This window comes from Arthrobacter sp. SO5 (genome assembly GCF_020532805.1).
Lineage (GTDB): Bacteria > Actinomycetota > Actinomycetes > Actinomycetales > Micrococcaceae > Arthrobacter.
Genome location: NZ_MQTQ01000061.1, coordinates 1 through 20880, shown reverse-complemented (window position 1 = coordinate 20880; position 20880 = coordinate 1). Strand labels below are relative to the sequence as shown.

Sequence of the window (20880 nt, the reverse complement as noted above, 5' to 3'; positions counted from 1 at the left end):
TCCTGGCGGCCTCCGCCATCTTGACCGCTGTGCGACTATGGCGGAATGGAAGAGCCGACGGAAGTACTGCGCTATGCCGCCTTCACCACCACCCCCGCAGGGGGAAATCCGGCGGGAGTGGTCCTGGACGCCGCCCGGCTCGAGGACGCCCGGATGCAGGCGATCGCGGCCGACCTCGGGTATGCGGAATCGGTCTTCGTCACCGAGGCGGGGGTTGGCGGAGACTCCCGCCGAAACCGGGTGCGGTACTTCTCCCCGATCGCCGAGGTGCCGTTTTGCGGCCACGCCACGATTGCTTTAGCCGTTGCGCTGTCCGGGCGTGATGGCACCGGGACGTTTATCTTCGACACGGCTGTGGGGCCTGTCGTGATCGAGACCGCAGGCCAGGGCGCAGCCGTGACGGCCCGCTTTACGTCCGTGGAGCCGCGGGTGGCCGAATTCCCCGACGGCGTGCTGGGCACCCTGCTGGAGTTGCTCGGCGTCGGGCGTTCCGAGCTGAACCCTGGGTACCCGCCGATGGTCGCTTTTGCCGGGAACTGGCACCCCATTCTCGTCTTCTCAGAACGGGAGACCTTTGACTCGTTCGTTTTCGACCCGGATCCCATGCGTGCGCTGATGGATTCCCAGAACTGGTCCGGCACCGTCACGACGCTCTACGAGATGGGACCGGACGAGTTCGACTCACGCAACCTCTTCCCGGTGGGCACCATCACCGAGGATCCGGCGACCGGGTCGGCTGCAGCTGCTTTCGGCGGATACCTTCGCTTGCTGTCATTCGTGGAGCCGCCCAGCCGCGTAGTGGTGCACCAGGGCAGCCATGTCGGCCGCCCGAGCCTGCTCACCGTCGACATCCCGCCCTTCGGCGGGATCGTGGTGAGTGGTGGAGCCGTCCGGATCAGTTGAATCGTAGGGGCCTGAGTAGCTCTTGCATTGTCGTCACCGGAGCCTGTGGATTTCCAGACGATGCGAAGGATCCAGACGTCGTTATGCTCGCGTTTCGTATAGTCGTTGCCGACTCTTCAGGGTTACCCCTTTGCCTGGTGCGCCAGCACATCAACGGCAGCAGATGGAACTTTCACCGTCACCGAGACCGGAACAGCCGGGACCATACTGTTTCCCATCGACACCCCCCAAGGACCGAGCACTACCCAGTACTACCGCCGTATCGTGTACACCCTGGCCGCCGATCAGTCCACGCTCTTATCACTGGACACCTGGGGAACAAGCAGGAATATCTGCGCCGAACTGGCCTGAGCCTGTCAGGCTCCGGCCGACGCCGGAAGCGGTCGTTGGCCCCTCCTCGACGCCCGGCCGACACGCTGCTCTTCCCTCGATAGGTGACGCATGCTTCACTAGATACATACGGAGGGGAGTATCCCCACATCCGGCCCGTCGTCAATACGAGAGTCCCAGGACACTCCGGCGGGCAGGGCCGATCATCGCGGCCGGGAGAGACCTCCAGTTGGTGCACTAACTGACTGGAGGCAGGTCCCCATGAACGTTCCCGTCGTCGACGATGCCGCAGCTGTTGAGGATGCCGTGGCTGTCGAAACCTCCGAGGGCCCGCGGCCATCACGGCGCCCACGGGCCATGATCATTGTTCTCGCCGGCATTGATGGTGCCGGCAAGTCCACGGCGGGGAGGCTGCTTGCCCGGCGGCTCGTTGCATCCGGTCAGCCTGCGCTCGTAACGATGAATCCCTGTGGGCGGAGCAGGTTCATCGCATGGAGCAGCCGTCTCGGCCTCCAGGTTCCGACCGGCCTGCTGGACTCCGTGGAAACGGGTATCCGCTGCCTCAACGTCCTGGTTTCCCATCTGCGTGCCAGGTTTTTTCCCGGAATCATCATCATGGACCGCTACCTCTACTGCCAACTAGCCCTCAAGCACGTCAAGGGCCTGGGCCCGGGACGACCACTGCCGTGGCTGCTGCGGCTCCTGCCCAGCCCGGACCTGGTGTTCTACTTCAACGTGCCGGCTGATACTGCCTACACCCGAGTCATCGAGCGGGCCACCGACTCCGAGGCCCTTGAGAATCTGCAGGCCTTCGATCGGGGCTACAGGGAACTCGACGACTTCCCCTCCTTCGTCACCATCGACGCCGGAGCTTCCCCGGAGCAGATCGTTGAGGACATCTGGCAGGCGCTCGCCCTGGCCGGCGGGGTGCCTCAGAGGTGCGGCCCCTCAAGCTCCGCTGAAGGTTAGGTCAGACTGGGTGAGCTCGGCCCGGGTGAAAACGCCCGCCTGACCGGGCCCCGATGGTGCTGCGCGACTGGCCAAACCGTGGCACAGTGGCCGGCATGGCAGCTTTCGATCAGTCCGATGACCTCCGGGGCGCACAATTCACCGACGTGAACCTGCGGGGAGCCCGGTTCGTCCGGTCCGACCTGTCCGGCGCGGTGATGCGTGCGGTGGACGCGGCCGGGGCGGACCTCGATGCACCGTGGCTGCTCGAAGGCGGGAACACCCTACGCATCAACGGCATCGACGTCGTCCCCTTCGTCGAGGCGGAACTCAACCGCCGCTTCCCCGGCCGCGCAGACCGACGCTCCGGAGATCCCGACGGGCTGCGGGCAGCCTGGGCCGGGCTGGAGGGGACCTGGCAGGCCACGCTCGATCGGGCCGCGTCAATGCCGCCCGGCACGGTTGATATCTCGGTGGACGGGGAGTGGTCCTTCGCCCAGACACTGCGCCACCTGGTCATGGCCACGGACACCTGGCTGGGCCGGGGAATCTTGGACATCGAACAGCCCTATCACCCCATCGGCCAACCCAACGCAGAGTACGAGACCGACGGGTACGATCTTGCTGTCTTCTCAAAGAAAACGCCGTCGTATGCGGACGTACTTGAGGTCCGGGCCGGCAGGGCAGCCCTGGTCAGGGACTACCTCGCCGTTGTCACGGCGGCTGACCTGTCCGCGACTCGCCGAAGTCCGTGGGCACCCGAAATGCCGGTGACCGTTCTCTCCTGCCTGCACACCATTCTCAATGAGGAATGGGAGCACCTCCGCTACGCCGTCCGTGATCTCGACGCGATCGGGGCCGGGTTCGGAACCTAAAGCCCCAGTCCCGGCTTACGCGAGAGCAAACCCACTGCCTGCACGTGCAAGGATTTCCTTATGACTAACGATAATGATGCCGCCAACCTTCAAGCCCCAGCGGACCCGCTCGGGACAGACGCCTCGACCGACGTCAGCCGCGGCTGGGACCACATCGGGGCCATCATTGTCGATGCCACATTGCAAAGACGGCAGAACTACCACGCGACCGTCAAACCGCGGGTCGAAGCTCTCATTGCGGCATGGCCGGATGCCGCCACGACCAGCGCATTCCGCCAGCGCCTCGATAGCGGGAAGCTCTCGGACGTCATCGACTGGCCCTCTCCAGGCCGTCTCGCCCAGATAGAGGACATCACGGTCGTGTTCGAGCGCCAGGGCATTGACACGGTAACCGAACTCCGCGACGCCCTCGGTGACCCGGCCAAAAGAACCGGTCTCCGGGAGGCCCTCGCGGCCGTGCGGCACGTCAGTCCCAAAACGCTCGATTACATCGGCACCCTGAGCGGAACCGTCCCGGGCGCAGCCGCTGACGCAGCAGCCCAAGAAGAGTAATCCAAGCCGTCGGCCCTAGGACTAAGACCATCGACGTCACGAACAACGGCGAAGTGGCCGCCACGTTGATCCCGCCTGCCGTCTCTGCGTTCGAGCGGCTGCTGCTGTCCGGAAGCGTACGGCGCGCTGCCTCGGACCCTGTGGACTTCCAGATGCTGCGGCGAGCCAGCAGTGCCGCAACCAGCGCAGAAATCATGTCCGAGCTGCGCGGCGACCGTTGATCGTCTACATAGATACGTCGGCGGCCCTCAAACTGGTCATCGAGGAAACCGAATCCGCTGCCGCCGCGCGCTATTTTTCAGCAAAGGTGCATGGCGGCGATCACTTGGTGGCCTCCATGCTCCTCTATACGGAACTGCATTGCGTGGGCAGCCGCCGCGGGCTGCCGGTCGAGTTGATCAACACGGTGTTGAACGGGATCAACCTCGTGGACGTGGCCCGCGCGGATCTTATGTACGCCGCTGCGATGCCCGGAAGGCTGCGCAGCGCCGACGCCATCCACCTCGCCACCGCTATCCGGCTGCAGGCGGACGTCCTGGTCGCGTACAACGTCGAACTGGTCTCCGCCGCGGCGGAAGCCGGGCTCCGAACCCAGTCACCTGGCACGACTCCGTAGTCGCAGATCCCCCCGTTCCCTGAGTCTATTGAGCCGAATGACCCTGGCTTGCCGGAATCACTGGTAGACAGCGGCCCGGTCACCAAAAACGCCGTCGAGGACGGCCGTCGGAGCTGCGGCTTAAGCTGGTCGCATGCCACCGACTCCGTCTCCTGCGCCTATCGAGGTCTTTGTGCACACCGGGCCCGCCGAGTGGTGGCAGATTCTTGCCGCGCTGGGTCCGCTGGCGGTGCTCCTCGGTGCCTTGGTCGCAGGGGTCATCGGCTGGCGGACCTTGAAGCAGAAAGCTGAAGCGGACAACCGTGCCGAATGGTGGAAGCGGACCCATTGGGCCCTGGACGCCGTCTACTCCGGGGACACGAAGCGCGGCACGATCGGGCTGAAAGTCCTCAAAGTCCTGGGTGAAAGCGAATTGGCTGGCGAGGGCGAGCTCGCCGTCCTGGAAGCAGCATCGGAGCGGCCTCTCGACCAGGCGGCCCAAGCCCGTGGGGCCCGCGCCACGGGCGAAGCGCAGCCCACGCGGGCGGCTCGGGCGCGCCGCCCCACGGAGCCCGGCGCCGCTGTGGACGGGGAACCCGCACCACGCAAGATGGAACCGGAAGAAGTCCTCGACGACGATGACCGCGCCATGCAGATCGCGGCGGCCCAGCTTCGGGAAGTCACGGACCGCCGGCTGGGCAAGGTGACCCCCGAATGGGTCCAGGCCCTCGCCCAGGAACAGCCCCCCAGCCAGACCGCCTGAGCGCTGCAGGTGGTGCGGCCTCCGCGACGAACTGTTCACCCGGGATCCAGTCCCCCGAACACCGCAGTCCATGTTCCTTCCCTAGTGTTGTCGGGTCGCCGGCGCAGCGCCGGCAACCGCCACCCAGGAGGAACCACCACCATGCGCACAGTCCTGACTGCCGCGGCCGCCGCCGCGCTCATCGCCTCGCTGGCGAGCCCCGCCGTCGCCGCCTCACCCTCCGAAGCAGGCCCCGCGCCGTCGTCGAACGCTGAAATCAAGACCAACGAGCGCAACGGTTCCTTTGACCTGCAATCCCACCGCGGCGGCCGCGGCGAGTGGACCGAGGAATCCCTGGCCGCGTTCGCCAACTCGCTGAAGCTGGGCGTGACCACCCTGGAACTGGACACCCATCTGACCTCCGACGGCAAGATCATCGTCTGGCACGACGACACGATCCAGGCAGACAAGTGCCAGGACACTGCCCCGGCCGCGCCGGGCGACGCGGCCTTCCCGTATGTCGGCGACCGGGTTGCCGAGCTGTCGCTCGCCCAGGTCAAGACGCTGGACTGCGGGTTCACCCAGCTCAAGGGGTTCCCGGAGCAGGACGTGATCGAGGGCAACCGGATCGCCGAGCTCAAGGATGTGTTCGCGCTGGTGCGCGACGCCGATGCCAAGAAGGTCCGCTTCAACATCGAAACCAAGGTAGAGGACGGCAAGTCCGGCGGCGGCGGCATGGTGGCCCTGACCAAGGCAGTCGTCAAGGAGATCAACGGCTCCGGCATGGCGGACCGCACCACCGTGCAGTCGTTCGACTGGTCCTCGCTGAACCTGACCAAGGAGATCGCCCCGGAGTTGCCACTGGTGGCCCTCTCCAGCGGTGATGCCTGGCTCGAGGTGGGCCGGCCCGGCGCCAGCCCCAACCTCGGCGGCATCGACATCGACACCTTCGGCGGATCCCTTGCCAAGGCGGCGGCTGCCCAGGGCTATGACGCCATCTCCCCCGCCTTCAAATCCGTCACCCCCGGAATGATCGCTGAAGCCCATGAACTTGGCCTGCCGGTCATCCCCTGGACCGTCAACACCACGGCGGACATGAACCGGCTGATGGACCTCGGCGCGGACGGCATCATCAGCGACTACCCCACCCGCCTGCGCACAGTCATGGAAGAGCGCGGACTGAAGCTGCCCAAGGCCTACGCAGCGACCGTCTAGACGCATGACGGCGGGGGGGCTGCAGCCGGTCAACGCGGTCCCAGGGCCGCAAGGGCCGAAGCCTCACAGCGAAAAGGGCTGTCCGCGTTTCCAAGTGGAACGTGGACAGCCCTTTGTTGTTTCCGGGCGCGGTGCCCCAGCGCTCGGCCACCTTGCCGTCCTCGACACGGATGATGTCAGTGCAGTCGAACTCAACGCTCTTGCCGCTTGCCGGGATTCCGGCCATGTTGCTCGGCCATGGCCCGCAAACCCGCCGCCAGTGACGCCTCCATTCCGTTGAGAACGCGGGCGCGGAGCGCCGAGAACTGCTGTGCATAGGTAGTGAGGCTCTGCGGGGCATTGCCGGTAAACTTGGCAGGAATCCGGCACTCCGGGCGCATGACATTCGTTCGTAAGAGTGACCCGCCCCCCGCCGACCTAACGGCCGACATAAAATTGAGGCAGCATGCAAGTCCCCACCATTGTTTGGATCCTGACGATCATCGGCATAGTGGGCCTGCTGGCCTTCGATTTCTTTTTCCACGTCCGCAAGGCCCACACCCCTACTCTCCGGGAATCGGCCATCTGGTCAACGATCTACGTCAGCATCGCCCTGCTGTTCGGCGTCGGCGTGCTGGTCTTCGGCGGCGTCGAAATGGGAACGGAGTACTTCGCCGGCTACGTCACCGAGAAGGCCCTCTCGGTGGACAACCTCTTCGTCTTCCTCATCATCATGGCCAGCTTCCGGGTGCCCCGCGCCGACCAGCAGAAGGTGCTCCTGTTCGGCATCGTCTTCTCGCTAATCGCACGGACGGCGTTCATTTTCCTCGGCGCCGCCCTGATCAACAGCTTCTCCTGGGTGTTCTACATCTTCGGACTCATCCTGCTCCTCACGGCCGGCAACCTCCTCCGGCCCGATTCGCACGACGACGATTCCGACGGGCTCATCGTCCGCCTGGCCAAGAAGTTCCTCCCCGCCTCCTCGCACTACGACGGCGACAAACTGTTCACGATCGAAAACGGCAAACGCGTCCTCACCCCGATGCTCCTGGTCATGGTGGCGATCGGCGGCACGGACATCCTGTTCGCGCTCGACTCCATTCCCGCCATCTTCGGGCTCACCCAGAACGTTTTTGTCGTCTTCACGGCCACGGCGTTTTCCCTGATGGGCCTGCGGCAGCTGTTCTTCCTGATCGACGGGCTGCTGGACCGGCTGATCTACCTCTCCTACGGCCTTGCCGCCGTCCTGGGATTCATCGGGGTGAAACTGGTCCTGCACGCCCTCCACGAGAACACCCTGCCGTTCATCAACGACGGCGAACACGTCAACGTCCTCGAGATCAGCACCGGCGCCTCGCTCCTGGTGATCCTCGGTGTCCTCACCGTCACCGTCCTGGCCTCCATCTTCAGCCCCAAGGGCAAGGCCAAAAACGCCGTCTCGGGCGCCAAGCGGCACGCCACCGACTACCTGGACCTCAACTACGAGGCCGACATCGTGGAACGGGACCGGATCTTCACCAAGATGGTCAGCGAAGAAGACCAGCTGCGGAAGCTGCCGGAGAAGTACAAAAAGCTCATCCACAATGAAACCGAGTTCATGGACCTGCTGCACCGTGCCCACGCCGCGCACGACGAGGCCCTCCAGCGCGAAAACCAGCGCTAGCCGCGCCGGTCAAACCCACCCAGGTCACCAACCAACTACCGCAGCGAGCTACCGCGGGCCGGAATCGGCGGCGCCGGGGTCGATGCCGCGCGGCTCCGCCCGCTCGTTGTTGCGGCGGATCCAATCGGTGACGTACACCTTCGGCAGGGTCTTGGCGACCGCCAGCGCCACGTACATCACGGTGTTGATGGCGACGAACGCGGCCAGGGTGGCGAACGCATTGCTTTCAAGCAGCGTGTGCGGCAGCAGGAGTCCCGCCGGTGCCAGCACGTGGTTGGTCATCATCATGGTCTCCCGGGTGTGGTCGGCAGGGATACGGACTGGGTGTTTGAGGGCGACGCGGCGTGCTCCAAGTGCTTCCACGCGGCCTGGCGACCCACGGACAGATCGATGACTCCCTTGACGTAGACGATGTTCAGGTACATGTCGAAGACCAGCTCGGGAAGGATCAGCACCGCCAGCAGCCGGGCGCGCCAGCCGCCCCGCCACACGGTCACGACGCGTTCCACCGTGAAGATCGCGCCGAGGCCCAGCCAGAACGGGAACCAGACCCAGTTGTCCAGGGCCAGGATCATCAGCATGATCAGCAGCAGGTAGGACCCCAACGCGATCACGCCGTAGCCGATGCCGAGCTGCTGCGCCCAATAGCGCATGGTCTGCGGAGTGAACCCATAGGCCCCGAGGTTCTCCAGGGCCCCGCGCTGCCAGCGCAGCCGCTGCGCCCACAAGGTCCGCCACGTGGGCATCAGTTCGGTGACCACGGTGCACTCCTGCGGCGAGATCATCAGCCCCCCGAGCGACTTCAAGGCAATCGTCAGCTCGTTATCCTCGGTCAGGGCCGCCGTGTCATAGACGTCCCCGGGTGTCCCGGGGAGGGAGGCGCCGCGGCTTTCGGCCACCGTGCGCAGCGCTACCGGGCGGAAGACCGAGGCCGTGCCGGTGAGGACAAAGACCCGGCCCCGCCTGCGCCGCATGTCCCGGGCGTAGCGGACGTATTCGTTGCGCTGGAACTGGCCGAGTATTCCGTGGCCCTCCTCACCATAGAAGAGGCCGCCGACCGCCATCAGGGCCCGGTCGGCGCTGAGCCGCCGCACCGCTGAGGCGAGGAACCCGTCGTCGAGCTGGGTATCGGCGTCCATGATCATCACGACGTCGTTGTCCCCCTGCCCGGGCAGGAGCTTACTCAGCACCTGGTTCAGGGCGCCGCCCTTCTTGTGGATGTTGCCCACCGTTTCGTAGACCTCGACGCCGGCGGCCCGGCAGACTGCCACGGTCCCGTCGGTGCAGTTGTCGGCAACCACGATGATCCGCTCAGGCGGGTGGGACTGGTCCATGAGTGAAGTCAACGTCAGCGGCAGCGAGGCCTCCTCATTGTGCGCCGGAATGAGCACCGTCACGGTCACCGGGCCGGCGTAGACGCCGCGGGTCGCCGCCATGATGACCTTGGGCGCCAGAGGTTTGGAGTTGATGTTGAGCGAGCGACGGCTGCGGTTACCGATCCGCTGCTCCAGCAGTGCCACTCCGGCCGCGAGGACCAGCGCGACGACGATCGCGGCGGTGATGACGCGCGGCGCCGGCGCCTCGGTGGCGTAGAGCACTTTCCAGATGCCGAAGACAAGGCCCTCCGCCGGGGCCTCGGAGGCCATCGCACCGCCCCCCGACACCATGGTCCAGACGGCTGCTGCTGCGGCCACCACGGAGCCCGCGATCAGCAGCCCGGCGTAGCGGGGATTTCTCCGGCTGCCGCCGGGGGCCAGCTGCCCCGGCGCCTCACGGCCGCCGTCGTCGGGTGCACGGTGTTTGCTCATTTATTGCTCCTGCCACATCAACGGTCAGTCTCTAACAGGATCAGCAGCCGTCCGTCCGCGTATCAGGGCCACCTCGGGAGGGTTCGGCGCCGTCGACTCCGGCGGATGGGGCGTGCGGTGGTTCGTTACTCGTCCGTGACGCGGCAGGCCCGCCGTCGTACCTAGCTGCGCGTCTCCCGCCACGCCAGCGACACCACAAACACCACCGCGCCGAGCCCCAGCATCACCAAGACCATCAGCCCCCAGTTGGCCTGGTTCACGCCGGTGCCGTAGAAGATGCCGATCAGCACTGTGGCCGTGATCGCCCCGAGGTACCGGCAGGTCTGGAAGATCCCGGCGGCCACCCCGCGCTCTTCCGGCCGGGTGGACACGAACATTCCCTGGCTCGAGGCGATGCTGACCACCCCGTACGGGACGCCCAGCAGCGCGGTCAGGGCCACCACCAGCGGGATGGCGAAGGACGCGGTCAGCAGCCACATCATGCCGGAGGCGACCACCAGCAGGACGACGCCGGCAACCAGCACGCGCTTCACGCCGAAGCGGTCAATGGCGCGGACCGCGAACGGCGTGACCACCACCGACATCGCCGCCAGCGGCAGCATCAGCAGCCCCACGACGCCGGGGTTGTATCCCCCGGCTTCCTGCAGCAGTTGCGGGAGGCCGAAGAACGCGAAGTAGTAGACGCCGTTGAACACGGCAAAGCCCAGGTAGACCAGCAGGAGCGGCCGGTTGCGCCCCAGCAGGCGCAGGTCCAGGAACGGCGGGGCGAAGCGCAGTTCGCGCCAGGCGAACAGGACGGCGAGCAGGGTACCGGCGCCCAGCAGCCACCAGCGGTAGCCCGGCAGCACATTCAGCAGCGCCATCATCACCAGGACCAGGGAGCCGACGAAGGCCAGGATGCCGGGGATGTCCGAGTCCCGCAGCAGCTCCGAGACGCGGCCGCGTTCGCGGTCCTCGTCCGCCGGCGCGTATCGCCGGACCAGGAGAATCGCCGCGATCGACAGCGGGACGTTGACCAGGAACAGGGCCTCCCAGCCGACGAAGCCCACCAGCAGCCCGCCGACCACGGGCCCGACCGCAGCCGCCGAGGTGTTGGCCATCTGGATCCGGCCCAGCGGCTGGGTGGACTTCACGTTCGCCTGCCTCGCCAGCGCCCCGACCATGACGACGGCGCTCGGGTAGGCGGTCGCCGTGCCGAGCGCCATGAAGGCGCGGGCCACACAGAGCACGGCGAAGTTCGGCGCGAACGGGGCCACCGCGCAGGTCACGGCCACCAAGGCCATGCCGAGCATGAACAGGCGCCGCGGGCCGAAGCGGTCCGCGAGCCGGCCCATCAGCGGCTGCCCCGCCGCCGAGGTGAGATAGAACGAGGTAATCACCCAGGTGACGGTGGCGACGTCGAGCCCGAAGTCCGCGCGCAGCACCACGAGGGCGACGGCGATCATCGAGGAGTTCAGCGGGTTGAGGGCCGTGCCCAGGCTGAGTCCTGCGACGGCCAGGTCCGTCCGGGGAGAGTTGCTCACGGCAACAGTCTGTCCTACGGGAGCCACGTCCCGAACATGACGGGCCGCAGCCAGCCGTTCAACGGGTCAGGGCCGCCGCCCGATCACGTCGAAGATGTGCCAGTGTTTGGGTCCCCGGAACGACTGCCCGTCGGCGTCGAACACCTCAAACTTCAGGATCTCCAGGCTCTCGAAGAGTTGCCGCGCTTCCGCTTCGGTGTGGAAGTTCCACTCGGGGACGTCCGCCCAGGAATCCCGGTCTCCGAACAGGTTCACCGCGATCACTCCCCCGCCACCCAGGGACGCTTGCGTCATCCGCCAGACGCGTCCAAAGCGCCCAGGGTGGATGAAGGGCAGCGAATAGCCGGCGTGAATGAGGTCCGCCTCCGGCAGACTCCCGAGGTCCTCGAACGGGCTCACCTCCACACTGAGCTGTCCAGCCAAGGCGGCCGGCACGGTTGCCAGCATCCGCTCGCGCGTGTCCGGGAGGGAGTCGACGGCGTATACCCGCCAGCCGTCGTTCAGCATGGCTAGAGTTTCCTTCCCGGCCCCGCAGCCGAGATCGATGGCTTGGCGGCCGTGTCCCGGACCGGCAAGGGCCATGGCGTCGAGGCACAGCTGGCGCACGGAACGCCTCGCCTGGGCGGCGTTGTAGTCCGTCCAGACCCTGCTGTCCACGAGGCTTCCCACAGCTTCATTTTTCCACCCGCGGAGCCGTGAGACCACAGCTGCTGCACTGGTCCCTAAGCCGCGCGGGCTACGCTAGATGCGCATTCGACTCGGGATGTCAGAGGACCTTGGACAGGAACGCCTTGGTCCGCTCGTGCTGCGGATCGCTGAGGATCTGCCGGGGCGGGCCCGCCTCCACCACGACGCCTTCGTCCATAAAGACCAGCGTGTCCGCGACCTCGCGGGCGAACCCCATCTCGTGGGTCACCACGATCATGGTCATTCCGCTCTTGGCCAATCCCTTCATGACGTCGAGTACCTCGCCCACGAGTTCCGGGTCCAGGGCGCTGGTGGGCTCGTCAAAGAGCATGAGCTTCGGGTCCATGGCCAGGGCGCGGGCGATGGCCACGCGCTGCTGCTGCCCGCCTGACAGGTGCGCCGGATATGCACCGCCTTTGTCCCCCAGCCCCACACGCTCCAGCAGTTCCGTGGCCCGGGCGGTGGCTTTGGCCTTGGACAGGCCCTTCACGCGCACGGGGGCCAGGGTGACGTTTTCGAGGGCGGTCAGGTGCGGAAACAGGTTGAACCGTTGGAAGACCATCCCGATTTCCTGACGTTGGAAAGCCGCTTCCTTGAGCTTCAGTTCGTAAAGCTTGTCTCCCTTTTGACGGTAGCCCACCAGTTGGCCGTCCACCGAAAGCCGGCCGCCATCAACCCGTTCCAGGTGGTTGATGCAGCGCAGGAACGTTGACTTGCCCGACCCGCTGGGGCCCACAATGCAGAGAACCTCGCCGGGATCGACCTCCAGGCTGATCCCGCGCAGCACCTTGTTGGAACCGAAATTCTTGGAAACCCGCTCCGCGAGCACCATGGGCGCGTCCGTCATCCTTTTCCTCCAGCGTCTGTTCCGAGGGGCGCCCCGGGCTCGCCGGGAACCGCCGTGGGTGCCGTTTCCGGCGTCGGCGAATCCTTGTCCGCTTTGACCCGCCCGGTCCCGCGCGAGAACCGTTTTTCAATGAAGTGCTGGCCCACCATCAGGATAGAGGTGAACAGCAGGTACCAGAGGGACGCCACAAGCAGCAGCGGCACCGGCGTGAACGTCACGGCGGAAATACCGCGCGACACCCCATAGAGGTCAATGCTCAACGGGATCGCCGCCACCAGCGAGGTGGTCTTGAGCATCGAGATCACCTCGTTGCCGGTCGGCGGAATGATGATCTTCATCGCCTGGGGAACCACGACGAACCGCATCGTCTGCCCCCAGGACATGGCCAGCGCCGTCGAGGCCTCTGCCTGGCCCTCGTCCACGGACAGGAGCCCTGCCCGCACGATCTCTGACATGTAGGCGGCCTCGTTGAGGGCCAGCCCGATCACGGCGGTGATGAAGAGGTTGGTGAACACCTCGTTCGGGATGGTCACCCACGGCTCCGTAAACGGAATGCCCAGCGTGAAGACGGGATAGATGAGCGAGACGATGCCCCAGAAAACCAGCTGGACATAGACCGGGGTTCCGCGGAAAATCCAGATGTACAGCCAGGCGATGCTCTTGAGCACCGGGTTCGGCGAGAGGCGCATGATGGCGAGGAGCAGGCCGATGACGATCGCGCCGATCATCGCGTAGACGGTCAGCCACAAGGTCACCCACGCTGCCTGGCTGATCCGTCGGTCGAAGATGTACTTGCCGACGTCCGTCCAGCCGTAGTCCGAGCGTTGGGCGGCGTCCAAGATAAAGACCGCCAGGCCAAGGACGAGGAGCACCGCCACCACGTTCCGCCAGGGGTGCCGCAGCGGGATGGCGACGATAGCCTCCGGTGGCGCGTTGTCAGCGTCCCGTTTCCTGCCGGCGCGCGCCGTGGCGCCGGGTTCCGCCTCAATCATCCGGTCGGATTTCGGCTCGCTCATGAGTTATCACCCTTTGGCTGCCACGTTGAGGGCGGCCGTCTTGATGCCGCCGGCTTCCACTCCCCACTTGGACAGGATCTTGTTGTAGGTACCGTCGTCGATCAGCGTCTGGAGGGCCTTCTGCAGGACGGGGGTAAATTCGCTGCCCTGGGCCACGGGGATGCCGTACGGTGCCACTTCGAACGCGTCGCCGGCGGTCTGCAGCTTGTCCTTGGTCTTGGAGATCGCATAGAGAGTGACGGGCGAATCGGCGCTCATGGCGTCCACCTGACCCACCACCAAGGCGTTGGTCGCCTGGTCCTGGGCGTCGTACCTGAAGATGGTGATGGCCGGTTTGCCGGCGTCGGTGCAGGCCTTCGACTTGGCGGGCACCTCGTGGGTGTCCTCATAAGTGGTTGCCTGGACGGCGACCTTGAGCCCGCAGGCGTTGGTGGGGTCCACGGTCTTGCCCTTGGCGGCGGCCCACTGGATCCCGGCGGAGTAGTAGTTGACGAAATCCACCTGCTTTTCGCGTTCCAGCGTGTCCGTGAAGGAGGACATGCCCATGTCATCTTTTCCTGCGCGCACGGCCGGGAGAATGTTGTCGAACGTGCCGATATCGAAATTGGCCTTCAATCCCATGACCTGGGCCAGGGCATTAGTGAGATCCACGGACCAGCCGGCCGGCGCCCCGTTATCGTCCTTGAATTCGTTGGGCGGGTAGTTGTTGGCCATGCCGACGTTCAGCACGCCGGCGGTCTTTATTTTCTCCGGGAGCATGCTGGCGACGGCGTCGTTCTTTTTCACGACGACGGCGTCCGCGGTTCCGGAGGCCCCGCCGGTGGCGGCCGGTTCGCTGTTGTTGACGCAGCCGGACAGGGAGAGCGCCGTGGCTAGGGTGAGAACGGGAAGAACGTATCGGGTGCGCATTGTTTTCCTTAGCTGGTGAGTGAAGCAGTGGGCTTCCGCAACGCTGCGGGAGGGCACTGTGTGTTCAGAACTCATTGGTGCGTGGTGCCTGATGCTGTTGGTTCGTGGATTTCTCCGGAATGACGGATGTCCCGAAGAATTCCCCGCCCCGCGCTTTCAATTCGGAAATGCTGGAAACGCCTATTAGCGTCATCGTACGCCGGAGTTCGTCCGCGGAGATCTCAATGATGCGCCCGACACCCTGGCGCGCCCGCCGCGACCAGTCCGTACAGGTAGACACCGGACACCGGAACATCGCGGATTCCGGAGGAACCGGGCCGCGAAGTCTGGGAGGCGCGGTGGGGTTTGGTCCCCCACTGGGCATGATTCGTCTGGCTGCAACTATGGCAAAGCGCACCTGGGCCTTGCCGTCAGCCATGGGCAGCCGCCGTTTTTGCGGACGACGCGTCCCGGTGCCCCCACGCCAGCTCGCGGAGCCGGACCAGGTCCAGCGCCGGCTGGGCAGGCGGGACGCCGGGACGGTTCCGCGGAACCAGCACCCGCAGGGCGCCGGGTTCGATGGTGCACCGCACCGGGGTGGGAAGCAGCAGGGCCTCCCCGTCCACGCCGACGGGAATTTCGGGCACGTCGGCGTCAACAACCACCTCCGCCGCGGTGCGCTGAATCAGGCCGCGCGTCGTCGCACGACGCAGCAGGCCGACAGCTTCACGGGTGCTGGAGGCGGAGAGCGCCACCGCACCCAGCACGCCGCGGTCGAGCCGGGTGCGGCGCCCCAGGCCCGCGAGGTCGTGGCCGCCGTAGGGACCGTTGCTCACGAGCACCGCCTGCGGTCCGTCCACTGTGGTGCCGTCGACGTGGGCGCGCAGCCGCGCGCCCTTGTCGCCCTTGATCAGGTCCGGAAGCATCTCCAGCACCGTAGCGGCCTTGTCATCGCGGTACTCCGGACTCTGCACCACCTCTGCATAGACCCCGAAGGATGAGTTGTTGACGAAAGTGCGGCCGTTGATCTTGCCTAGGTCGACATGAAGCTCCACCCCGTCACGGAGGGCGTCCAGGCAGCCCGTAGGGTCCTCCCGATCCAGGCCCAGATCCAGGGCGAAGTGGTTGCGGGTGCCGGCGCTGATCACCAGGAACGGGAGGTTGTGCTCGGCCGCGATACCGGCCACCAGGGCCTGGGTGCCGTCTCCACCGGCGACTCCGAGCAGATCGGCGCCGCGTTCCACCGCGTCCCGGGCCAGGGCATCCACATCCACTGTCCCCGGCCCCTCGAGCAGGGCCACTTCGGCGCCGAGCTCCTCCGCTTTCCGCCGCAGGTCAAACTTGACCACTTTGCCCCCGCCGGACCGCGGATTCATGACCAGGAAGGGATGCTGCGCTGCGGGAGCGGGGTACTCGGTCATCATGGAGCCCTCCCGGCGTTCCCGGAGGGCCGTACGGGCACAGACCACCGCTATCAGCACCAGCGCAAGTGCGATCATGACCTCCAACAGCAGGCCGGCTTGAATGAACAGGACCAGGACCACCAGCGGGGCGATCACCGCCAGCGCGATCGCAAACCAGCGCAGGGCACCGCGGCTGATGAGGAACCAGTAGATCCCTGCCACGGTCACCACGACGCCGCCGGCACCCGTCAGGAGCAGCGCAACGGTGCCAAGCACACCGGCGGCCACCAGCGGGACGGCCGCCGCGCAGAAGATCGCGACGAAGGCGGCCCGTGCCCACCAGCGCCGGGTCTGGGGGACTTCTGCGACGTGGATGCCAGTCATGTCCTGCTCCTTGCACTGATCCGGTCCTGGCCGGTCGCCCCGGCCGTTCTCCCCCCTAGGGTGGAGTCGTCAGGCCTTGAGTTTCGCCACGGTCATCAGAATGGCCGAGTCCTCTTCCGCTTCCAAGCTGTGCAGCCCGTCAGGGACGATCAGGAGGTCACCGGCCTTCCCCTGCCAGGACTCCTTGCCGGCGCGAAGCCGGACGCAGCCGCGCAGAACAAAAACGGTCGCTTCCCCCGGGTTCTGGTGCTCGCTCAGCTGCGTCCCGGCCCGGAACGCCATCACCGTCTGGCGGAGCACCTTCTCGTGTCCGCCAAAGGCCGTATCCGCAGCACGTCCGCTGGGTGCCGCCACCGCAGCCGCAATCTGCTGACGGGCAAGGGCATCAAGCGATATCTTCTGCATGGGGTCACCATACCCAGAAATGGGCTTCCTGCCGAGGGTCCTTTGCCCCGTTCAGGACCGGAGCTGCACGTCAGAACACCACCTGGAAGTTACTGAACGCCCCGGTGGCACCGGAGATCACTTCCTCCACGTTCTCCACGCGCCCGGGCGCCTCCGGCGAGCGCAGCCAGCGGCGGAACTCCAGCACCTCCGGCCGAGGCCCCTCCGCCACGATGCCCACCGAGCCGTCGTCGTTATTCCTCACCGTTCCCGTCAGTCCCAGCTCCTCGGCCTTGCGCACCGTCCAGTACCGGAAGCCGACGGCCTGTACGACGCCGTCCACCCCCGCCGTCAGCCGGACCCACTCGCCGGAATCCCTCACTGGAAGCTCAGCCATGCCCCCAATGTAGCGCCCGGGAGAAGGAGCCGGCAGGGCCGTCGGGCTAGCGGCCGTGCAGCCACCGGGCAAGGGGACCTTTGCCCCTTACCTCCAGCCGACGCAAGCTGGCAGGCTGTTCAGGAGCATCGCGGGATCTTGTCGAGCAAACGGCACCGGCACAGGGACGTGCCTTACCCGCCCGCGGTGCCCGCAGTGCCCGAAAGGACAAGACGATGGCAGGACAATTCGAGATCTTCACGGACTCCGAGGCAAACATCCGGTTCAGGCTGCTGGGAGCTGACGGAACCGTGCTGGCGATTTCCAAGGCCTACAGCGACAAGCGGGCGGCCGCGGACGGCATCATGGATGTCCGCGAGTGCGCCGGCACCGGCCTGATCAAAGAGGCGCGCACGAACGCCTGGGGCGGGACGGGCACTAGTAGGGCTGGTGTGCCGACGCCGGCCCACCGCCGCCACCGGCACTTCCCCGCCGTCTAGGCACGGGGTCCGGGCAGGCGGTATGCAGTAGTCACCCGGGCCGAGGGGACGGTCCGCCACAGTCGGGAGCAGCCATGGGCGAGGCGCGGGTCCACATTAGCGGATTCCGTATGGACTTCGGCGATACCACGGTGATCCGGGACCTCTCATTCGATGTGCACGCCGGCGAGACGTTCGGCTTCCTGGGCAGCAACGGCTCCGGGAAGACCACCACCATCCGCGCACTGCTGGGCATCTACGAACCCACCGCCGGGATCCTGCATATCAACGGCCGGGACTTCAAGCCCGAGCACGGAGACCGGCTGGGCTACCTCCCGGAGGAGCGCGGGCTCTACAAGAAGGAAAAGGTCATCGACATCATGACCTACTTCGGCCGGCTCAAAGGGATGGAACGGCGCGCCGCCCGGCAATGGTCCCTGGAGTACCTGGACCGGGTGGCGCTGGCGGACAAGGCAGGCTCCCTGCTGGACAAGCTCTCCAGCGGGCAGCAGCAGAAGGTGCAGCTGGGCGTGACCATCATGAACAACCCCGAGCTCCTGATCCTGGACGAACCCACCAAGGGCTTCGACCCCGTCAACCGCCGCCTGCTGATGGACATCATCGCCGAGCAGAAGCGCGGCGGCGCCACCGTGGTCATGGTCACCCACCAGATGGAGGAAGTGGAGCGGCTCTGCGACCGCGTCATCCTGCTCAAGGACGGCGTGTCCGAGGCCTACGGCACCATCGACGCGGTACAGAACAAATACGGCGGCCGCATCATCAGGATCAAGCACGGCGGCAGCATCCCGCGCTCACCCCATTACGAAGTGATGCTCCAGGAAACCAACTACGCGGAGCTGTCCATCACGGACACCACCGATGAGGCGGACATCCTCAAGGACCTGGTCGACGCCGGCGTCACCGTGCGCAGCTTCACCACCACCAAGGTTTCGCTTGAGGACATCTTCATCCGGGTCTACGGCGCGCAGAACAACCCGGTGCCGGCCTTCGCGGGGGACGGCACCTAGTCATGGCGCAGCGCAATCTCGGCACGGTGATCGGCTTCGAGTTCATCCGCACTGTGACAAAGCGCCGCTTCTGGATCGGCACCCTGGCCGTTCCGGTCATGATCGCGATTGTGTTCGGACTGATCTTCCTGAGCAACTCCACAACGGACACCGCGGCCGAGGCGCAGAAGAGCGCCCAGTTCACCATCGCCTACACGGACGCCTCCGGCCTGATCACCGCCGAGGTGGCCGCCGTCTTCGGGGCCCGCCCCGCGGAATCCCCGGCCGCCGGGGTCCGGGCCGTGCAGTCCGGCACCGTCGTCGCCTACTTCGATTTCCCCGCCACCCCGGAAACCACGTCCGTGCGCGTCTACGGCAAGGACCAGGGGATCTTCGAGAACGGCAAGTACGCCGCCGTCGCGCAGGCCATGCTGAGCCGCGCCGTCGAACAAAAGATCAGCTCCCCGCAGCTGTCCACGCTGGCAGCCGGCAAGGTACAGGTGGAGACCCTCACGTACGAGGGCAGCAAGGAATCCGGCGGCCTGGGCTCCGTCATCCCGCCGCTGTTCTTCCTGGTGATCTTCTACGGGCTGATCGTGCTCCTCGCCGGCCAGATGCTCAACTCCACCCTGGAGGAGAAGGAAAACCGCGTCACCGAGATGATCCTGACCACCCTGAAACCGACCACCCTGATCGCGGGCAAGGTGATCGCCCTGTTCGGGATCGGCCTGGTGCAGATGGTCGTGTTCCTCTCCCCAGTGATCATCGGCCGCGTCTTCTTCCCGGAGCAGCTGAGCCTTTCCGCCCTGGACCTTCCGCCGCTGGCCTTCGACCCGGTCCGGATGACCGTCGGATTCCTGATCCTGGCCGGGGGCTTTGCGCTGTTCACCACCACGCTGGTGGCCATCGGCGCCGTGATGCCCACCGCGAAGGAAGCCGGCAACTTCATGGGGGTGATGATGGCCCTGATCTTCGTGCCGTTCTACGCCGTGGCCCTGGTGGTCTCGGACCCGCACGCGATGATCGTGCAGATCTTCACCTACTTCCCGTTCTCGGCCCCGGTCACCGCGCTGCTGCGGAACGGCTTCGGCTCGCTGAGCCTGCCCGAAGCCGGAATCGTGATCGTGATCCTGTTCGCGGGGGCCGCCGTCATGCTCCGCCTCGCCGTGCGCCTCTTCCAGTACGGCTCGATCTCCTACACCTCCAAGGTCAACATCCGCACCGCGCTGCGGTCAGGATCGCGGCGGGCCGCCGGGGATACGACGCCGACGCCGGTCACCTGAGGCAGGGGCAGGCTAGTGGGCCGGCGGGGGGCTCCCGAGGAACTTCCTGATCGCCGCGGCCATGGGCTTTGCCTGGGTCCAGTGCAGGTAGTGGCCGGCGTCGAGCGGGATGATTTGATGGCGTTTAACGTTTTGTAGGAGGCTTTCCAGCGACGCCGATTTGGCCGCCTGGGCCGCAGACCCGGCACCGGAGACAAAGATGAGCACGGGCAGCCCGTCGGGATAGCTCACGCCCCGCAGATCCGAGGCGTTGTTTCCGATCCTGGCCGTCTCATCGGCGACAGCCGGGTTGCCCAGGTTCCAGCTCATCATCAGGCGCATGCGTTCACGCTCGTCCGCCGTAAACGCGTCCCCGTCCGGTTCTACGAGCCCCGGTGCCACCGCAGTGATGTCCCGCACCACACCGGTGAAGGACAGGATCCGCTCCAGGCTGACCCCACCCGCCTGCACCTCCACGGGCCCGCTCTTGGCCGCCGGCACGGTGGGATCGATCCCGATCACAGCCGAAACTTCCGCCGGATACCGGTTGGCGTAGTCCAGCAGATAGAAGCCCGCGATCGAGTGCCCGGCCAGGACGTACGGCTGCGCGAGGTTGAGCTTTCCGAGCACCTCGTGGACTCCCGTGCTGATGTTCTTGTTGGTCCGCTCGCTGGCGCTCATGTCGCTGTAGCCGTAGCCGAATCCCTCCACAACCACGACGTTGAAGTCGGCCAGCTCCCTGATCAAAGGGGCGAAGTCCAGCGCGGGCGCGGCCGTGCCCAGACCGCTGAGGAGCACAATCGGCTGCCCGGCGTGGCCGTTGCGGTACACATTGACCGTTCCGCCAGCGATGGAAATCCGTTCGCCGTAAGGGGTGATGCTCGCCCGTTCCTGCCGCTCCAGGAGAACGTTGGCCGCCGTCGAGACCAGCCCAAACCCCACAGCGATGAGGGCCGCCACGGCGATGACGCGCAATGCCCTGCGGCGCTTCGGCTGCCGCGCGGGGGCGGGGGC

Annotated in this window: 23 protein-coding genes; 11 read left to right on the top strand and 12 right to left on the bottom strand. The window is 66.2% G+C overall.

The genetic code is table 11. From position 1 onward, the window contains the following. Positions 1–45 precede the first annotated feature (45 nt). From BJG92_RS11375 to BJG92_RS11345, 7 genes are all read left to right on the top strand, one after another. Positions 46–903 (top strand): PhzF family phenazine biosynthesis protein, encoded by an 858-nt coding sequence (locus BJG92_RS11375; protein ID WP_232084116.1) that lies wholly within the window; start codon positions 46–48, stop codon positions 901–903. 591 nt (positions 904–1494) lie between these two features. Continuing rightward, the gene (locus BJG92_RS11370; protein ID WP_232084115.1) at positions 1495–2202 is read left to right on the top strand and encodes a thymidylate kinase; all 708 of its coding nucleotides are present in this window, start codon (positions 1495–1497) and stop codon (positions 2200–2202) included. A 95-nt stretch (positions 2203–2297) separates the two neighbouring features. After that, a complete protein-coding gene (locus tag BJG92_RS11365) occupies positions 2298–3056 on the top strand; it encodes a DinB family protein (RefSeq protein ID WP_232084114.1) in 759 nt (252 codons plus the stop codon). Positions 3057–3116: 60 nt separating this feature from the next. Next, the gene (locus BJG92_RS11360) at positions 3117–3608 is read left to right on the top strand and encodes a hypothetical protein (protein ID WP_232084113.1); all 492 of its coding nucleotides are present in this window, start codon (positions 3117–3119) and stop codon (positions 3606–3608) included. 217 nt (positions 3609–3825) lie between these two features. Further along, positions 3826–4224: a type II toxin-antitoxin system VapC family toxin gene (locus BJG92_RS11355; protein WP_232084112.1), complete on the top strand. Its 399-nt coding sequence runs from the start codon at positions 3826–3828 to the stop codon at positions 4222–4224. Between the two features lie 133 nt (positions 4225–4357). Further along, positions 4358–4966, top strand: a complete 609-nt coding sequence (locus tag BJG92_RS11350) for a hypothetical protein (RefSeq protein ID WP_232084111.1) — start codon at positions 4358–4360, stop codon at positions 4964–4966. Between the two features lie 141 nt (positions 4967–5107). After that, positions 5108–6160: a glycerophosphodiester phosphodiesterase family protein gene (locus BJG92_RS11345; RefSeq protein ID WP_232084110.1), complete on the top strand. Its 1053-nt coding sequence runs from the start codon at positions 5108–5110 to the stop codon at positions 6158–6160. On the opposite strand, the gene BJG92_RS11340 is transcribed toward BJG92_RS11345, so the two are convergent. Next, positions 6108–6386, bottom strand: coding sequence for an ester cyclase (locus BJG92_RS11340; protein ID WP_232084109.1), 279 nt, complete (start codon positions 6384–6386; stop codon positions 6108–6110). The genes BJG92_RS11345 and BJG92_RS11340 overlap by 53 nt on opposite strands. Positions 6387–6605: 219 nt before the next feature. On the opposite strand from BJG92_RS11340, the gene BJG92_RS11335 reads away from it, so the two are divergent. Then, on the top strand, positions 6606–7802 hold the full coding sequence (locus BJG92_RS11335; protein WP_232084108.1) for a TerC family protein: 1197 nt from the start codon (positions 6606–6608) through the stop codon (positions 7800–7802). A gap of 48 nt (positions 7803–7850) precedes the next feature. Here the strand turns inward: BJG92_RS11335 and BJG92_RS11330 are convergent, their stop codons facing one another. The 10 genes from BJG92_RS11330 to BJG92_RS11285 form a co-directional block, all read right to left on the bottom strand. Continuing rightward, the gene (locus BJG92_RS11330; RefSeq protein ID WP_232084107.1) at positions 7851–8090 is read right to left on the bottom strand and encodes a hypothetical protein; all 240 of its coding nucleotides are present in this window, start codon (positions 8088–8090) and stop codon (positions 7851–7853) included. Beyond that, the gene (locus tag BJG92_RS11325; protein WP_232084106.1) at positions 8087–9610 is read right to left on the bottom strand and encodes a glycosyltransferase; all 1524 of its coding nucleotides are present in this window, start codon (positions 9608–9610) and stop codon (positions 8087–8089) included. The genes BJG92_RS11330 and BJG92_RS11325 overlap by 4 nt, the downstream gene beginning before the upstream one ends. A gap of 161 nt (positions 9611–9771) precedes the next feature. Beyond that, complete coding sequence (locus tag BJG92_RS11320; protein WP_232084105.1) at positions 9772–11133, bottom strand: MFS transporter; 1362 nt, start codon at positions 11131–11133, stop codon at positions 9772–9774. A gap of 66 nt (positions 11134–11199) precedes the next feature. Continuing rightward, on the bottom strand, positions 11200–11802 hold the full coding sequence (locus BJG92_RS11315) for a trans-aconitate 2-methyltransferase (RefSeq protein ID WP_232084104.1): 603 nt from the start codon (positions 11800–11802) through the stop codon (positions 11200–11202). A 97-nt stretch (positions 11803–11899) separates the two neighbouring features. After that, positions 11900–12667, bottom strand: a complete 768-nt coding sequence (locus BJG92_RS11310; protein WP_269461940.1) for an amino acid ABC transporter ATP-binding protein — start codon at positions 12665–12667, stop codon at positions 11900–11902. Further along, positions 12664–13683, bottom strand: a complete 1020-nt coding sequence (locus tag BJG92_RS11305; protein ID WP_232084103.1) for an amino acid ABC transporter permease — start codon at positions 13681–13683, stop codon at positions 12664–12666. Before BJG92_RS11305 ends, BJG92_RS11310 begins: the two co-directional genes overlap by 4 nt. A 6-nt stretch (positions 13684–13689) precedes the next feature. After that, entirely contained in the window at positions 13690–14592 is a 903-nt protein-coding gene (locus BJG92_RS11300; protein ID WP_232084102.1) for an ABC transporter substrate-binding protein, read from the bottom strand. A gap of 410 nt (positions 14593–15002) precedes the next feature. Continuing rightward, the gene (locus BJG92_RS11295; RefSeq protein ID WP_232084101.1) at positions 15003–16358 is read right to left on the bottom strand and encodes a diacylglycerol kinase family protein; all 1356 of its coding nucleotides are present in this window, start codon (positions 16356–16358) and stop codon (positions 15003–15005) included. Positions 16359–16427: 69 nt separating this feature from the next. Continuing rightward, entirely contained in the window at positions 16428–16763 is a 336-nt protein-coding gene (locus BJG92_RS11290) for a cupin domain-containing protein (protein WP_232084100.1), read from the bottom strand. A gap of 70 nt (positions 16764–16833) precedes the next feature. Then, positions 16834–17139: an acylphosphatase gene (locus BJG92_RS11285; RefSeq protein ID WP_232084099.1), complete on the bottom strand. Its 306-nt coding sequence runs from the start codon at positions 17137–17139 to the stop codon at positions 16834–16836. A gap of 215 nt (positions 17140–17354) precedes the next feature. On the opposite strand from BJG92_RS11285, the gene BJG92_RS11280 reads away from it, so the two are divergent. The 3 genes from BJG92_RS11280 to BJG92_RS11270 all read left to right on the top strand — a co-directional run bounded on the left by BJG92_RS11280 (position 17355) and on the right by BJG92_RS11270 (position 19887). Then, complete coding sequence (locus BJG92_RS11280; RefSeq protein WP_232084098.1) at positions 17355–17618, top strand: YegP family protein; 264 nt, start codon at positions 17355–17357, stop codon at positions 17616–17618. 110 nt (positions 17619–17728) lie between these two features. Beyond that, entirely contained in the window at positions 17729–18625 is an 897-nt protein-coding gene (locus BJG92_RS11275) for an ABC transporter ATP-binding protein (RefSeq protein ID WP_232084097.1), read from the top strand. A gap of 2 nt (positions 18626–18627) precedes the next feature. After that, positions 18628–19887, top strand: coding sequence for an ABC transporter permease (locus BJG92_RS11270; protein ID WP_232084096.1), 1260 nt, complete (start codon positions 18628–18630; stop codon positions 19885–19887). A gap of 12 nt (positions 19888–19899) precedes the next feature. Here BJG92_RS11270 and BJG92_RS11265 read toward each other — a convergent pair. Continuing rightward, on the bottom strand, positions 19900–20880 hold a 981-nt coding region (locus BJG92_RS11265), incomplete at its 5' end, for an alpha/beta fold hydrolase (RefSeq protein WP_232084095.1).

What these genes read in the sequence shown, in the direction of transcription:
- BJG92_RS11285 (WP_232084099.1), bottom strand. Translation starts at nt 17,139, where the DNA reads ATGGCTGAGCTTCCAGTGAGGGATTCCGGCGAGTGGGTCCGGCTGACG.
- BJG92_RS11335 (WP_232084108.1), top strand. Translation starts at nt 6,606, where the DNA reads ATGCAAGTCCCCACCATTGTTTGGATCCTGACGATCATCGGCATAGTG.
- BJG92_RS11340 (WP_232084109.1), bottom strand. Translation starts at nt 6,386, where the DNA reads ATGGCCGGAATCCCGGCAAGCGGCAAGAGCGTTGAGTTCGACTGCACT.
- BJG92_RS11370 (WP_232084115.1), top strand. Translation starts at nt 1,495, where the DNA reads ATGAACGTTCCCGTCGTCGACGATGCCGCAGCTGTTGAGGATGCCGTG.
- BJG92_RS11305 (WP_232084103.1), bottom strand. Translation starts at nt 13,683, where the DNA reads ATGAGCGAGCCGAAATCCGACCGGATGATTGAGGCGGAACCCGGCGCC.
- BJG92_RS11365 (WP_232084114.1), top strand. Translation starts at nt 2,298, where the DNA reads ATGGCAGCTTTCGATCAGTCCGATGACCTCCGGGGCGCACAATTCACC.
- BJG92_RS11325 (WP_232084106.1), bottom strand. Translation starts at nt 9,610, where the DNA reads ATGAGCAAACACCGTGCACCCGACGACGGCGGCCGTGAGGCGCCGGGG.
- BJG92_RS11295 (WP_232084101.1), bottom strand. Translation starts at nt 16,358, where the DNA reads ATGACTGGCATCCACGTCGCAGAAGTCCCCCAGACCCGGCGCTGGTGG.
- BJG92_RS11330 (WP_232084107.1), bottom strand. Translation starts at nt 8,090, where the DNA reads ATGATGATGACCAACCACGTGCTGGCACCGGCGGGACTCCTGCTGCCG.
- BJG92_RS11360 (WP_232084113.1), top strand. Translation starts at nt 3,117, where the DNA reads ATGACTAACGATAATGATGCCGCCAACCTTCAAGCCCCAGCGGACCCG.
- BJG92_RS11275 (WP_232084097.1), top strand. Translation starts at nt 17,729, where the DNA reads ATGGACTTCGGCGATACCACGGTGATCCGGGACCTCTCATTCGATGTG.
- BJG92_RS11270 (WP_232084096.1), top strand. Translation starts at nt 18,628, where the DNA reads ATGGCGCAGCGCAATCTCGGCACGGTGATCGGCTTCGAGTTCATCCGC.
- BJG92_RS11290 (WP_232084100.1), bottom strand. Translation starts at nt 16,763, where the DNA reads ATGCAGAAGATATCGCTTGATGCCCTTGCCCGTCAGCAGATTGCGGCT.
- BJG92_RS11310 (WP_269461940.1), bottom strand. Translation starts at nt 12,667, where the DNA reads ATGACGGACGCGCCCATGGTGCTCGCGGAGCGGGTTTCCAAGAATTTC.
- BJG92_RS11280 (WP_232084098.1), top strand. Translation starts at nt 17,355, where the DNA reads ATGGCAGGACAATTCGAGATCTTCACGGACTCCGAGGCAAACATCCGG.
- BJG92_RS11345 (WP_232084110.1), top strand. Translation starts at nt 5,108, where the DNA reads ATGCGCACAGTCCTGACTGCCGCGGCCGCCGCCGCGCTCATCGCCTCG.
- BJG92_RS11375 (WP_232084116.1), top strand. Translation starts at nt 46, where the DNA reads ATGGAAGAGCCGACGGAAGTACTGCGCTATGCCGCCTTCACCACCACC.
- BJG92_RS11350 (WP_232084111.1), top strand. Translation starts at nt 4,358, where the DNA reads ATGCCACCGACTCCGTCTCCTGCGCCTATCGAGGTCTTTGTGCACACC.
- BJG92_RS11300 (WP_232084102.1), bottom strand. Translation starts at nt 14,592, where the DNA reads ATGCGCACCCGATACGTTCTTCCCGTTCTCACCCTAGCCACGGCGCTC.